Here is a 12,820-nt window from a genome sequence, read left to right on the forward strand (position 1 = left end):
GATGGCTTTCGCGCTCGGTCCTCGCGCATTGTCCGCGGGCTACAAGCTCGCGGCGTTCGAACGGACCGGCTCGACCAACACCGAGGCGATCGAGCGCGCAAGGGCCGGCGAACGTGGCCCGATGTGGTTCGTCACATCCGAGCAGACCGCCGGCCGCGGCCGCCGTCAGCGCGCCTGGATTGCGCCGCGCGGCAATCTCGCCGCCAGCATCCTCGAGGTCATGGACGTCGCCCCGGCCGTAGCCGCCACGCTCGGCTTTGCCGCCGGGCTGGCGGAGGAGGCGGCGCTGGAGAAGGCGAGCCTCGAGGCTGCGCTCCGCCTCGGCGAGGGCCGGCCCCGCTACGCCCTGAAATGGCCGAATGATGTGCTCGCCGGCGGCAAGAAGCTGGTCGGCATCGGCCTCGAGGCCGAGGCCGTCGGCAACGGTCTCGCCGTCGTCGTCGGCATGGGCACCAATGTGATCGCAGCACCCGAGGGCACCCCGACGCCCGCGGTGTCGCTGGCCGCGCTCGGGGTCCAGATCAGCGCCGAGGAGCTGTTCTCGGCCCTCTCGGATGCCTGGGTCGAGTTCCGCGGCATCTGGGACAATGGCCGCGGCTTTGCCGAGATCCGGAAGCTCTGGCTCGAGCGCGCCGCCGGCCTCGGCGAGCGGGTTGCGATCCACACGGGGACGATGACGCTGGAGGGCATTTTTGACATCATTGACGATACCGGCTGCCTGATCGTCCGCACCGCTGACGGCCGGCGCGTGCCGGTGGCGGCCGGCGAGGTGTTCTTCGGCCCGGCCGCCTCGGTGGGAGCGGCGTGATGGCAAGGCCCGACGAACTGGTGTTTGCGCCGCTCGGCGGCGTCGGCGAGATCGGCATGAACCTGTCGATCTATGGCCTCGGCAACCGCCACCAGCGCGCCTGGCTGGCGGTCGATCTCGGCGTCTCCTTCGGCGACGAGGAGCATGTGCCGGGCATCGACTTGATCATGCCGGACATCAGCTTCCTGGAGAAGGAACGCAAGAACCTGATGGGCCTCGTGCTGACCCACGCCCATGAGGACCATTTCGGCGCCATCATCGATCTCTGGCCCAGACTGAAATGCCCGATCTACGCCACCAAGTTCAGCGCGGCGTTATTCGAGGCCAAATGCGCCGCCGAGCGCAATGCGCCTGATATCCCTGTTACCGTGATCCCGTCCGGCGGTCGCGTCGATATCGGCCCGTTCAACGTCGAGTTCATCCCTGTCGCGCATTCGATTCCGGAAGCGCACGCGCTGGCGATCCACACTGAGGCCGGCACGGTGCTGCACACCGGCGACTGGAAGATCGATCCGACCCCGACCCTGGGGGCTCCGACCGACGAGAAGCGGCTGCGCGAATTGGGCGAGCAGGGCGTGCTCGCCTTGATCGGCGATTCCACCAACGCCGTGCGCGACGGCCGCTCGCCGTCGGAAGCGGAGGTCGCCCGGACCATCATCGACCTCGTCAAGTCGGCCAAGGGCCGCGTCGCCGTCACGACCTTCGCCTCCAACGTCGCCCGGATCAAGGCCGTCGCCGACGCGGCGAAGGCCGCCGACCGCGAGGTCGTCGTGGTCGGCCGCGCCATGGAGCGCGTGGTGCAGGTGGCGCGCGAGACCGGCTATCTCGAAGGCGTGCAGAATTTCCGTTCACCCGAGGTCTACGGTCACCTTCCGCCGGACAAGGTGCTGGCGCTGTGCACCGGCAGCCAGGGCGAGCCGCGTGCGGCGCTGGCGCGCATCGCCAACGACGACCATCCCGAGATCACGCTCAACCGCGGCGACAGCGTCATCTTCTCCTCGCGCACCATTCCAGGCAACGAGAAGGCCGTCAGCTCGATCGTCAACAATCTGGTGCTCCAGGGCGTCGAGATCATCACCGACCGCGACGCTCTGGTTCACGTCTCCGGCCATCCCCGCCGCGACGAACTGCGCGACCTGATTTCCTGGGTGAAGCCGCAACTCCTGATTCCGGTCCACGGCGAGGCCCTGCACCTGCACGATCACGCAAAACTGGCGCGGGCAGCCGGCGTGCCGCGCGTGCTGGTCTGCCGCAACGGCGACCTCGTCAAGCTCGGCCCCGGCGACCCCGGCATCGTCGGCGAGGTGCCTTCCGGCCGTCTCTACAAGGACGGCACGATTTTGGAGGACTCCAAGTCCCGCGCCGTCGTCGAGCGGCGCCGCATGGCCTTTTCCGGCTGCGCCTTCGTCGCCATTGCCATGACCGAGCAGGGCGAGCTCGCCGACGATCCTGAGGTCGATCTGGTCGGCGTCCCCGAAAAGAACAGGGCGGGCGAGACCTTCGACGACCTGGTCTTCGACGCCGTGATGTCCACGATCGAGGGGCTGCCAAAGGCGCGCCGGCGAGATCCGGACGCGCTGGCCGAGTCGGTGCGACGTGCGGTCCGGGCCGTGATCAACGAACATTGGGGCAAAAAGCCCCCCTGTCTGGTACATGTCCTGACAGTGTAATTGTATCAGCATCTCCGGGACGGCGGCTCGCCGCTGGCCCGGATCATGCGCCGAGGGAGAAGAACCATGCTGGGTCGCCTCAACCACGTCGCGATCGCGACCAGGGACGCCGTCAAGGCCGCAAAGATTTATGGCGCGGCGTTTGGCGCTCAGATCTCGGAGGCGGTGCCGCTGCCCGAGCACGGCGTCACCACCGTGTTCGCGACACTGCCCAACACCAAGATCGAGTTCATCGAACCGCTCGGTGAATCCTCCCCCATTGCCAAATTCCTCGAGCGCAATGCCGACGGCGGCATCCACCATGTCTGCTACGAGGTCGTCGACATCATCGCCTCGCGCGACACGCTGGTGAAGGAGGGTGCCCGGGTGCTCGGCGACGGCGTGCCGAAGATCGGCGCCCACGGCAAGCCGGTGCTGTTCCTGCACCCGAAGGACTTTTCCGGCGCGCTGGTCGAGATCGAGCAGGCGTGAGGCCGTCCCATGGCCATTCAAATATCGACCGCGCTTGCGGTCTACTTCGTCATCTGGTGGGTGGCGCTGTTCCTGACGCTGCCGTTCGGCGTTCGCAGCCAGCACGAGGATGGCGTCGGCGCACCGGGCACCGACCCCGGCGCACCGATCCTGACGCGGATGGGCCGCAAGCTGATCTGGACCACGATCATCTCGGCGGTGATCTACGGCCTCGGCGTCGCGGCCTATCATGCCGGTTATCTCTCGATCGAGCGCCTGTCGAAATTGATGGGCATGCCGTTCTAGGGGTGTAAGGGACGAACGATATCAACCAAGCTCGTCATTGCGAGCGCAGCGAAGCAATCCAGAGTCTTACCGCGGAGGGATTCTGGATTGCTTCGCTGCGCTCGCAATGACGGCGGAGATAGTTTGTATAGTTGGGGGAATACGAATGGCTTTTCAGCGTATCGTGGTCGCGCTTCTGTTGCTGATCGTCGCCGGTCTTGGTGCGATCGGCTATTTCGAATGGAAGATGGCGGTGCAGGCGCGGACGCTGAAGGCGTTCGTCGAGGGCTATGTCTTCAACGAGGCGGTGATGGCCTGCGAGCAGTCCAAGAGCTCGACGCCGTTCAGGTGGAACGGGGGCAAGAGCACCTCTGTGATCGGCCTGAACTCGGTCAAGCTGGACAAATACACCGTCAGCGCCAGCTACACTCTGGTGGCGGACGGCATCTATTGTGACTACGATCCCATCAAAAGAAAGGCCGGGATCGGCTCCAGCTTCCTGGAGCGGGAATAACGATCCGGCCCATGCAAATGGGATGGGATCGTCATGACCGGGGACCGGGCAGGGAACTATCGGATTCTGCATGAGGCCGATTTGCGGGACTATCTCGCAGGCCTTCCGGATATTCGTAAGCTGGTTGGCGGCGAGCCCGCGTCCTGGCCGGTCACCGAGGTCGGCGACGGCAATCTCAACCTCGTCTTCATCGTCAAGGGCGCGCGCGGCGGCATCGCCGTGAAGCAGGCGTTGCCCTATGTCCGTCTCGTCGGCGAGAGCTGGCCGCTGCCGCTGTCACGTGCCCATTACGAATATCTCGCGCTGTCCCGGCAGGCCCAACTCGCATCCGGCCTCGTACCGGCCGTGTTGCATCACGACGACAAGCTGGCGCTGACCGTGATGGAGCTGCTCGAGCCGCACATCATCATGCGCAAGGGTCTGGTTGCGGGCACGCGATATCCGCGCTTCGCCAGCGACGTCACCACGTTCATGGCAAGGACCTTGTTCTTCACCTCCGACCTCGCGCTCTCCGCCGCCGAGAAGAAGGAGGGCATCGCGGCCTTTGCCGGCAACCACGCACTGTGCAAGATCACAGAGGATCTGATCTTCACCGACCCGTACCGCATCGCCGAACAGAACCGTTGGACCGCGCCTTATCTCGACGGCTTGGCGGCGGCGTTGCGCGAAGACATGGAGCTGCATGTCGCGATCTCCCGTCTCAAGCTGAAGTTCATGGCAAGCCCCGAGGCTCTGCTCCACGGCGACCTCCACACCGGATCGATCATGGTGACGGAGAGCCAGACACGGGTGATCGACCCGGAATTCGCATTCTACGGCCCGATCGGCTTCGACGTCGGCGCGGTGCTGGCCAATCTCCTGATGGCCTATTTCGCCTCCGCCGGCCACGAGCGCGCACCGGGAGAACGGGCGGCATTCGAGGCCTGGGTGCTGGAGACGGTCGAGCAGGTCTGGAACGAGTTCGCCCGCAAATTCCTCGACCTCTGGCGCGGTGGAGCCGCCGGCGACGCCTATCCGGTCGCGCTCTTCGCCGGCGAGCAGGGCGCCACGCGTCTCGAGGCCGAGCGGCAGGCCTACATGCAGCGGCTGTTCACTGATGCGGTCGGCTTCGCCGCCGCCAAGATCATCCGCCGTATCTTCGGCCTCGCCCACAACATCGATTTCGAGCTGATCGAGGATCCGCGGATGCGGGCAACGAGCGAGGCGCGTGCGGTACGGCTGGCGAGGGCGATGATGGTGGAGGCGGGGGCACTTCCGGCCGTTGCCGACATCACCGGTGCTGCGCGAAAATTGCGCAACTGGCAGCCGAAATTGGCTGCGGGCTAAGGCGCGTCCTTGCCTAGGGCCATCCTTCGAGTCGCCCGCCTGCGGCGGGCCTTCGCGATGACGGAACGGGGCGATACCCGGGGCCCGGGCTTCACTTCCTGCGTAACCCTGGAGGCATTAACTCGTCGTTAACCATGTCGGCCGCATCGTTAACCATTCAATAACAGGGAACGAGTCGGCCGCCATGGAGGCTGCAGCAAAAGTCCAACGTCAAATGGTGCGCCTGCGCGGGCGCTCCTATGTGGCTTTCGTGTTCACGCCGACGGTTCCGGTCCAGGACTGGCTGCATGAGGTCGACGCCACCATTGCACGCTCGCCGGGGTTTTTTGCCGGGCGGCCCGTGGTGATCGATCTGTCCTCGGTCGATCTCAGCCAGTCCGGCATCGGACATCTGCTCACGAGCCTTCAGGACCGCAACATCCGCGTGCTCGGCATCGAGGGCGTGGAGGAGGGCCGGCTGACCCCCATGATGCCGCCGCTCCTGTCGGGCGGGCGCAGCTGCGTGGTCGAGTCGAGCGCGCCGAAGAAGGCCGAAGCGAAGGCCGAGACCAAGCCGACCTCGCTGCTCCTCGAAAACCCCGTGCGCTCGGGCCAGACCGTGATCTTCCCGGAAGGCGATGTCACCATTCTCGGCTCGGTCGGGTCCGGCGCCGAGGTCGTCGCCGGCGGCTCCATCCACGTCTACGGCGCGCTGCGCGGCCGCGCCATGGCAGGCGTGAACGGTCACACCAGCGCGCGCATCTATTGTCAGAAGATCGAGGCTGAACTGCTTGCAATTGACGGGTTTTACCAGACTGCGGACGACATCGACACCGCCTTGCGCGGCAAGCCGGCGCAGGCCTGGCTGGAGGGAAATACCATGCGAATTACAGCACTGAACTGACCAGCAAAGGAGACATTTCAGATGAGTAAGGTACTGGTCGTGACATCAGGCAAGGGCGGGGTCGGCAAGACCACGACGACCGCCGCGCTGGGAGCGGCGCTCGCGCAGCGCGGCGACAAGGTCGTCGTCGTCGACTTCGACGTCGGCTTGCGCAACCTCGACCTCGTGATGGGCGCCGAACGCCGCGTCGTGTTCGACCTCATCAACGTGGTGCAGGGCGTCGCCAAGCTGCCGCAGGCGCTGATCCGCGACAAGCGGCTGGAGAACCTCTGGCTGCTGCCGGCCTCGCAGACCCGCGACAAGGACGCGCTGACGGAGGAGGGCGTCGGCAAGGTCATTGCCGATCTGCGCAGCCGCTTCGACTGGGTGATCTGCGACAGCCCGGCCGGCATCGAACGCGGCGCCTCCATGGCGATGCGTTTCGCCGACGAGGCCGTGATCGTCACCAATCCGGAGGTCTCCTCGGTGCGCGATTCCGATCGCATCATCGGCATGCTCGATTCCAAGACGGTGCGCGCCGAGAAGGGGGAGCGCGTCGAGAAGCACATCCTCATCACGCGCTACGATCCCTCTCGCGCCGCGCGCGGCGAGATGCTGACCATCGACGACATCCTCGAGATCCTGGCGACGCCCTTGCTCGGCATCATCCCGGAGAGCCAGGACGTGCTGAAGGCCTCCAACGTCGGAACGCCCGTGACGCTGTCGAACGCGGACGGCGCGCCGGCGCGGGCCTATATGGACGCGGCCAAGCGCCTCTGCGGCGAGAACGTGACGATGCATGTTCCTGCCGAGCGGAGGGGTCTGATGGATCGTCTGCTGCGACGGAGGGCTGCATGAGCATGGGCCTGCTTCGACTTCTCCGCGGCAAGAAGGCCTCGGCACCCGTCGCTCGCGAACGGCTGCAGATCCTGCTTGCCCATGAACGCGGAATGCGCGGCCAGCCAGATCTGCTCGGTGTGCTGCGTGAGGAAATTCTCGCCGTCGTGTCCAAGCACGTGACGCTGGACCCGACCAAGGTCATCGTCCGGCTCGAGCGCGGCGACGAGGTTTCGACCCTGGAGGTCGACATCGAGGTGCCCAACGATTTCGAGCGCAAGAAAGTGGCTGTCGCGTAGGGAGCCGCGGCCGACGACCGCCAGGTTTGGGGTGGGTGAAAGGCGGTCCGCTGGCAACAGCGGGCCGCCTTTGTCCTGAGGCTCACATCAATGGGACGGAACGAGTTCCGGGCCCCAATCGTTGTGAGAGACCCGCGGTGGCAGTTGCGCGCGCTGCACCGCAGTTCCCTCGAGCGGGAGACTGCCCATGATGTCCGAGGTCCAGGTTCATACCGTTGCCCGCCAGATGCTGGAACGGCACGGTTTTGCTGCGATCGCGAAGGCCGCCGAGCAGGCCCAGGCCTGCGAGAGCCGTGGCGAGGCCGACGAGGCCACGGAGTGGCGTCACATCGCCGACGCCATGAAGATCATGCGCGGGCCGCATCAGAGCTGACATTCGTCAGCGCGAGCCTCTTCAGCGCTCCTCGCGATCAGCGCCTTGCGGCGAGGTCCGGTGCTGTGTCTGCGGCTGCTCGCGCCCACCTGTTTCCTTGCAGGGGAGTTGTTCCCACGAGCCGTCCGGCGCCTGCTGATAGGCACTGCACGACGACGAAGTGGTTTTTTCCTCACCTTTCTGGGCGTCGGCATTCCTCGCCAGCACGGGCGCCGTCAGCACCGTGGCGGCCGCGATCGCGCCGGCGAAAACGAAATGGATACTCCGCATCAGGGCCTCCTGTTCGAATTCGAAGAGCCCGCATGCTTTCGAGAATTGTGACGATTTTGGGCCGGGGCAGAGATTCCGTCGCGCGTGCTTAATGCAGCGAAGCCGGCTCGCTAACCGCCCTTGCTGCGGATCAGGCCGGCGAGGTTGGTCTTCTGGACTTCGCACCAGCTGGACATGCCGAGGCGGCGTTGGTCCATGTCGGTGGCCTGGGTCGCGACCGCGACCTCGGCCATCAGATCGTCGTCCTGCTTCTCGCCCATCTTGCCGCCGGTGTGCATCCAAGCGATCGCCTTGCGCACCTTCTCGGTGGTGCCGTCGGGCAGGTGCATCTGCTGGGCCTTCTGCACGAGGTCCTGATAGACGAGGTCCGTGTTGGGACACTCGACCTTGGCGGCGAAGGCCTGCAAGACCATCGTCACATAGATCGACCGCGGCGGCGCGTCGGCCGCCTGTGCCGGCGCGGCCAACAGCAACAGGCCCGTCATCAGAAAACCGGTGCGCATCCCTGGAACCTCCTCCGTTTTTCGAGAGGCTAGCGCCCGGCGTGCCGCTCCGCAATGGTGCGCGGCACAATTGTCGTCCGTCCGGGCGATGAGCTAACCTGGTGCTCCCAGCTTCGGAGCGCGACATGAGCCTTTTCAGCACGCCGTTCGATACCGCAAGCGACACCGCGCTCGTCACCGGCGCGGGCAATGGCATCGGCCGCGCGATCGCGCTAGGCTTGGTCGGCGAGGGCGTCCGCACCATGTTCGCGGATGTGAGCGCGGAGCGGGTGCGTGCCGCGATCAGCGCGAGCGAAAGGCCCGGTCTGGCCGTGCCCTGGGTCGGCGATCTCGCCATGCCCGAGGCCTGCGACGAACTGCTGGCCGCCGCACAGGCAGCGCTGGGCGAGGTGACGCATTTCGTCCACAGCGCATCGCCGCCACGGCGCGAGGCCGATCATGCGCTCGCGGTCGATCGCAGGACGTGGCAGGAGATGCACGCGGTCAATCTCGATGCCGGCTTTCACCTGGCGCGCGAGATCGCAAGACGGCTGATCGCGGCGAAGCGGCCGGGCTCGTTCCTGTTTCTCACCTCGCTGCATGCGGGCACCCCGCGCAACCTGTTGCACTATTCGACGGCAAAGGCGGCAATGGCGATGCTGGTGAAGGAGCTCGCGAAGACGTTTGGGCGTTACGACATCCGCGTCAACGCGCTGGTGCCCGGCGCAATCGCCGCCGGTGGCTTCGTTGCCGATCCGGCGCTGGCGCGGCACGTTCCGCTCGGGCGTCTCGGCGAGGCCAAGGACCTTGCACCGATGGCGCTTACCGTATTGTCGAACAAGCTCTCCGCTTACGTCACCGGCGCAGCCTTCGTCGTTGACGGGGGATTGTCGCTGACGAACTGGTTCGAGCCGCCGACGCTGGACTAGCTCAGCGCTGCCAGGCCGGCACCGGATCGAGCGGCGTGCGATAGAGCTCGTTGTGATCGCGATCGGTGACGCGCACCGCGCAGCCCTTCTGCTGCAGCTCCGGCTTCACCTGCGACAGCTCGCATGCCAATTGATCGGCGCGGTCGGAGGCAACCTCGATGTCCTCGAGGATGATTCCTCCCTGGTTCTTGAACTCTTCACCAACCACAAGATCGAAATAGTAGTAGGGCATTCGAATTCCCCGATGTGACGATCCGAGTTTCAGTGCAAGTCTCAACAGATGTCGGATGATATCACGAGTCGATATCCAGCGAATGAACAGGCGGCGCAATCTCTGTGCTCATGGCGCAGAAATGATGTGCAGCATGCGAGGTCGTTAAGAATTTATTAAATATGCCGGCGCGATCATAAGGCATCGAATGGCGGCAGAACCGGGCTCCGGGAACCGGCAGCTGCAAGAGAAGGCCGGCGGCATAGATCCCGACGGCCTTTTCTCTTGATCGCGGACGATCGCAGCAGCGATCTCCGTAATTGCCCGGACTCAACGCATCACATCGACTCGGACAGAGTGCGCGCTGTCACAGCCACGCTGTGCTGCCGTCGCCCGGTGTTTGCCCTAACGCAGCGGCATTGGTGGACGCACGACGGGCCCATCGTCATCGGCAACGGCCTGTGTCGTTGCAACCGGCGCAGCTGGTGGCGGGGCCGCGGCGGACTGCGACGGCGGAGGCGCGAGCGGCGCGGGCGCGTGGGCCGGCATGTAAGTGTGCGACACGGCCGGCTTCGGCTTGCGAACCGGCGGCTTCGGCGGAAGCGCAGAGGCGCGCGCGCGGGGATCGGCGGGCGGCCTCACTTCGGCTGCCGGCTTCGGTGCGGGCGGCTTCGCCATCTCGCGCGCCATCTGCTCCTGCCCGGCCTTCAGCTCGGCGATGTTGGCCTTGAGCTGCTCGATCTGCTGCGCCATCGCGGCGAGATCGCGCGTCATCGATTGTACCGACTGCGCTGCGTCGACCGGCTCCGTTGCTGCGGGCGCGGCTGCCGCAACTTCAGCCGCGGGCGGCGTCGCAGATTGGTCAGCCGTCTGATCCGCCGCGGCTTCCACCACGGGCGGCGCCGCCTGCGCAGCGGGGGCCGGCGCGGTCTGCGATGTCGCAGTCAGCCACGAAGTCGCAGGCAGCAACGAGGCCAGTGCCGGCGTCCATTCCGCGAGCATCTGTTTGGCGGTGTCGCCGTGCTTCTCCCAGGCGATGGCGGCGGCCGTGCTGGTCCCCGCAAGCAGCAACGTGACGAACGCGCCGCGCAGCCACTTGCCGACCGAGGATCGCTTCTGCCTGACGGGACCGTCGCTGGACGTGACGCGGACAGCCGTGTCGACAAACGGTGTCGCGGCGGGCTTTCCGTAGACGACGTTGATGGTGGGCTCGGGCGCGCGCGCCGGCTCCGGAGTGAACTTCGGCTCCGAGGTGGAGGTGAGCTTGGGCTCCGGACGCGGCGCGATCCCGGGCGCCAGCGCAGGTGACACGCTGATGGGCCGCGAGGCCAGCACGATCTCTGGAGAGATCTGAACCGCGTCGTGCGGATCGTTGTCCTTGATCGTGTCCTTCACGATCTCATCGACGATTTGCTTGGCGTTCAGCGTCGCGAGCATCGCAGCTCCTTTGAAGCCTGGTGTTTCAAGTCAAGGTCGACCGCATTGGCGCGGGGCCGATTTATCGAGGTGAGCCCATCCCGAACCCCATGGCGCACGAGTCCAGCCGGGTTTGACCAAAGCAAGGCGAGGAGGTGGAGATGATGCGACAGTCCTCCGCCGTTTGTGGTGATGGAACCCGGTTGACCGAACACGCGCACGTGTTCCGTCCCTGCCTTGTTTTCTGCACGATTTTGGCCGCATGTAGAGGGGCTGGGGGTGCTGCTATCCGCTATCGGGGGGCCGGCGGTGCCAAGATCTCTACTCGTTTTGTTCGTCGCAGCCTTGCTGCCGCTGGGCGGCTGCATGCAGACGACGCTTTCGCCATCGACGGATGCGAGCATGACGCCGCGCGACCGTCAGTTGCTTGCGCACACGCCTTACGCGCAGGCGAACGTGCCCGAGCAATATCTCCGTCATATCGTGGACTACCACCGCAAGGAGCAGCCCGGCACGATCCTGGTCGATACCGATGCGCGCTACCTCTATTACGTGCTGCCCGAGGGCAAAGCGATCCGCTACGGCGTTGCGGTCGGTGAGGAAGCCATGGCGTTCTCCGGCGTCGCGCGGGTCGGCCGCTTGGCGGAATGGCCGGACTGGGTTCCGACGGCGGATATCCAGGCGCGGCTCGGCCCGTATCCGGCGCGCGTTCGCGGTGGTCCCGCCAATCCGCTGGGTGCGCGGGGCATCTATCTGTATGTCGGCAACAAGGATACGCTCTACCGCATCCACGGCACCAACCAGCCCGAATATATCGGGCAGGCGATCTCGTCCGGCTGCATCCGGATGCGCAACGAGGACGTCATCGACCTTTACGACCGGGTCAAGCTCAATTCGACGGTCGTGGTGTTGCCGCCAGGGCAGAGCGCGCAGGCCGAGACGGGCTCGCGCTGGCGCGGGTGAGGAACGCTCACTCGGACGTCAATGCGTCTGGTGTCCACGCGCGCGGGTCGATCGCGCTATTCGCCCGGCCGGGCGATCCTCCATTGCAGTGTCGTGGCATTGCCGTTGGCATCGCCCGGCGCCTTGTCGGCGGGTGAGGTGTAGAGCGGGCGATAGCGATACGCCCACATCTTGCTGCCGTCATTGCGGCTGATCACGGTGAAGTCGCCGACGGCCTTGGCGTCGGCCGTGGCCGCCAGCGGCACCCAGCTCTCGGTGCACTTGCCGTTGCAGCTCGACGTCTTTCCGGTGGTGTCGCGCTCGTAATAGTAGAGCGTCATGCCCTTGAGATCGACGAGCTTCGGACCCTGCTTGGTCAGGACCACCTTCGCCGGAGCGGTCGTCGCCTCGGGCTTCGGGGGAGGCGGGGCATCGCCGCCGCCATGGCCGTTTGCGAGCGCGTGACTGCTCGAGAGCACGACGGCTGTGGCCACCACGAGGAACCTGAACATCCGAAACTCCGCCCCGCAAAGTTAATCGCGCGTTAAGCGCCCAATGCAGCCGAGGCTAGCAGCTGAAGGTTAGTTCCTGGTTTCGTGCGCTGCGACAATTGCGGCCACGGTCCGGGATCAGACCTGCGCATCGCGTAGCGGGGCGCGGCTGAGCTCATTGCCGGCGGCGATGGCCTTGCGCAGCAGCCGCATCAGCTCCTCGCCCTCCTTCGCGCTGAGGCCGCGCAGCATGATGCGCTGCGCGGATTCGACGGCCGGCGTGATCCGGCGCAGCGTGCGCCGGCCTTCGTCGGTGATCTCGAGCTCGCGCGCGCGGCGGTCGCGGCTGGAGGGGCGGCGCTCCGCGAGGCCCTTCTGGACGAGGCGATCGATCACGCCGGTGATGGTGGTGCGATCGTAGGCGATCAATCCGGCGAGCGTCACCTGGTCGAGCCCCGGATTGGCCTTGATGGTCGCGAGCGCGGCGTACTGCACCGGGGTGAGATCGAAGCCGGCGTCTTCGACCTCGGCCAGGAACACCGCGACCGCGATCTGCTGGAAACGGCGCGCCAGATGCCCGGGCATGTCGTTGTTGTCTTTCACCGTATCCTCCGGAAGTCGCAGCGAGGTGCGGGGCGTTGACAAGTATACTGAT

18 protein-coding genes are annotated in these 12,820 nt (G+C 65.9%); 12 read left to right on the forward strand and 6 right to left on the reverse strand.

What is annotated here, in order from left to right:
• Position 1 precedes the first annotated feature (1 nt).
• From XH87_RS35490 to XH87_RS35535, 10 genes are all read left to right on the forward strand, one after another.
• Positions 2 to 808: a biotin--[acetyl-CoA-carboxylase] ligase gene (locus XH87_RS35490; RefSeq protein ID WP_271590774.1), complete on the forward strand. Its 807-nt coding sequence runs from the start codon at positions 2 to 4 to the stop codon at positions 806 to 808.
• Entirely contained in the window at positions 808 to 2,478 is a 1,671-nt protein-coding gene (locus XH87_RS35495) for a ribonuclease J (protein WP_271590775.1), read from the forward strand. Before XH87_RS35490 ends, XH87_RS35495 begins: the two co-directional genes overlap by 1 nt.
• A gap of 66 nt (positions 2,479 to 2,544) precedes the next feature.
• Positions 2,545 to 2,949 (forward strand): methylmalonyl-CoA epimerase, encoded by a 405-nt coding sequence (gene mce / locus XH87_RS35500; protein ID WP_035703977.1) that lies wholly within the window; start codon positions 2,545 to 2,547, stop codon positions 2,947 to 2,949.
• Positions 2,950 to 2,958: 9 nt separating this feature from the next.
• The gene (locus tag XH87_RS35505) at positions 2,959 to 3,234 is read left to right on the forward strand and encodes a DUF1467 family protein (protein WP_271590776.1); all 276 of its coding nucleotides are present in this window, start codon (positions 2,959 to 2,961) and stop codon (positions 3,232 to 3,234) included.
• A gap of 145 nt (positions 3,235 to 3,379) precedes the next feature.
• Entirely contained in the window at positions 3,380 to 3,727 is a 348-nt protein-coding gene (locus XH87_RS35510) for a hypothetical protein (RefSeq protein WP_158671525.1), read from the forward strand.
• A 33-nt stretch (positions 3,728 to 3,760) separates the two neighbouring features.
• Positions 3,761 to 5,053, forward strand: a complete 1,293-nt coding sequence (mtnK, locus tag XH87_RS35515; RefSeq protein ID WP_271590777.1) for an S-methyl-5-thioribose kinase — start codon at positions 3,761 to 3,763, stop codon at positions 5,051 to 5,053.
• 184 nt (positions 5,054 to 5,237) lie between these two features.
• Positions 5,238 to 5,936, forward strand: coding sequence for a septum site-determining protein MinC (gene minC / locus XH87_RS35520; RefSeq protein WP_271590778.1), 699 nt, complete (start codon positions 5,238 to 5,240; stop codon positions 5,934 to 5,936).
• A gap of 21 nt (positions 5,937 to 5,957) precedes the next feature.
• Complete coding sequence (gene minD, locus XH87_RS35525) at positions 5,958 to 6,773, forward strand: septum site-determining protein MinD (RefSeq protein ID WP_158671528.1); 816 nt, start codon at positions 5,958 to 5,960, stop codon at positions 6,771 to 6,773.
• Positions 6,770 to 7,051: a cell division topological specificity factor MinE gene (gene minE / locus XH87_RS35530; RefSeq protein WP_035703963.1), complete on the forward strand. Its 282-nt coding sequence runs from the start codon at positions 6,770 to 6,772 to the stop codon at positions 7,049 to 7,051. Before minD ends, minE begins: the two co-directional genes overlap by 4 nt.
• 187 nt (positions 7,052 to 7,238) lie before the next feature.
• Positions 7,239 to 7,424, forward strand: coding sequence for a hypothetical protein (locus XH87_RS35535; RefSeq protein ID WP_035703960.1), 186 nt, complete (start codon positions 7,239 to 7,241; stop codon positions 7,422 to 7,424).
• 21 nt (positions 7,425 to 7,445) lie between these two features.
• Here XH87_RS35535 and XH87_RS35540 read toward each other — a convergent pair whose 3' ends face one another.
• Positions 7,446 to 7,694, reverse strand: coding sequence for a hypothetical protein (locus XH87_RS35540; protein ID WP_158671529.1), 249 nt, complete (start codon positions 7,692 to 7,694; stop codon positions 7,446 to 7,448).
• 110 nt (positions 7,695 to 7,804) lie between these two features.
• Positions 7,805 to 8,197 (reverse strand): hypothetical protein, encoded by a 393-nt coding sequence (locus tag XH87_RS35545; RefSeq protein ID WP_035703957.1) that lies wholly within the window; start codon positions 8,195 to 8,197, stop codon positions 7,805 to 7,807.
• Positions 8,198 to 8,322: 125 nt separating this feature from the next.
• Between XH87_RS35545 and XH87_RS35550 the strand changes: the two genes are divergently transcribed.
• A complete protein-coding gene (locus XH87_RS35550) occupies positions 8,323 to 9,105 on the forward strand; it encodes an SDR family NAD(P)-dependent oxidoreductase (RefSeq protein WP_271590779.1) in 783 nt (260 codons plus the stop codon).
• A gap of 1 nt (position 9,106) precedes the next feature.
• On the opposite strand, the gene XH87_RS35555 is transcribed toward XH87_RS35550, so the two are convergent.
• Both XH87_RS35555 and XH87_RS35560 read right to left on the reverse strand, forming a co-directional pair.
• Positions 9,107 to 9,337 carry a DUF6894 family protein gene (locus XH87_RS35555; RefSeq protein ID WP_025035960.1) on the reverse strand — a complete coding sequence of 77 codons (231 nt, stop codon included), beginning with the start codon at positions 9,335 to 9,337 and terminating at the stop codon, positions 9,107 to 9,109.
• Between the two features lie 384 nt (positions 9,338 to 9,721).
• The gene (locus XH87_RS35560; RefSeq protein WP_271590780.1) at positions 9,722 to 10,753 is read right to left on the reverse strand and encodes a hypothetical protein; all 1,032 of its coding nucleotides are present in this window, start codon (positions 10,751 to 10,753) and stop codon (positions 9,722 to 9,724) included.
• A 345-nt stretch (positions 10,754 to 11,098) separates the two neighbouring features.
• On the opposite strand from XH87_RS35560, the gene XH87_RS35565 reads away from it, so the two are divergent.
• Positions 11,099 to 11,695 carry a L,D-transpeptidase gene (locus XH87_RS35565; protein WP_433960422.1) on the forward strand — a complete coding sequence of 199 codons (597 nt, stop codon included), beginning with the start codon at positions 11,099 to 11,101 and terminating at the stop codon, positions 11,693 to 11,695.
• 56 nt (positions 11,696 to 11,751) lie between these two features.
• Here the strand turns inward: XH87_RS35565 and XH87_RS35570 are convergent, their stop codons facing one another.
• Positions 11,752 to 12,186 (reverse strand): COG4315 family predicted lipoprotein, encoded by a 435-nt coding sequence (locus tag XH87_RS35570; RefSeq protein ID WP_271590781.1) that lies wholly within the window; start codon positions 12,184 to 12,186, stop codon positions 11,752 to 11,754.
• Positions 12,187 to 12,303: 117 nt separating this feature from the next.
• The gene (locus XH87_RS35575; RefSeq protein WP_035703938.1) at positions 12,304 to 12,768 is read right to left on the reverse strand and encodes a MarR family winged helix-turn-helix transcriptional regulator; all 465 of its coding nucleotides are present in this window, start codon (positions 12,766 to 12,768) and stop codon (positions 12,304 to 12,306) included.
• Between the last annotated feature and the right edge of the window lie 52 nt (positions 12,769 to 12,820).

It is taken from the genome of Bradyrhizobium sp. CCBAU 53415, from assembly GCF_028128735.1.
Classification (GTDB): Bacteria; Pseudomonadota; Alphaproteobacteria; order Rhizobiales; family Xanthobacteraceae; genus Bradyrhizobium.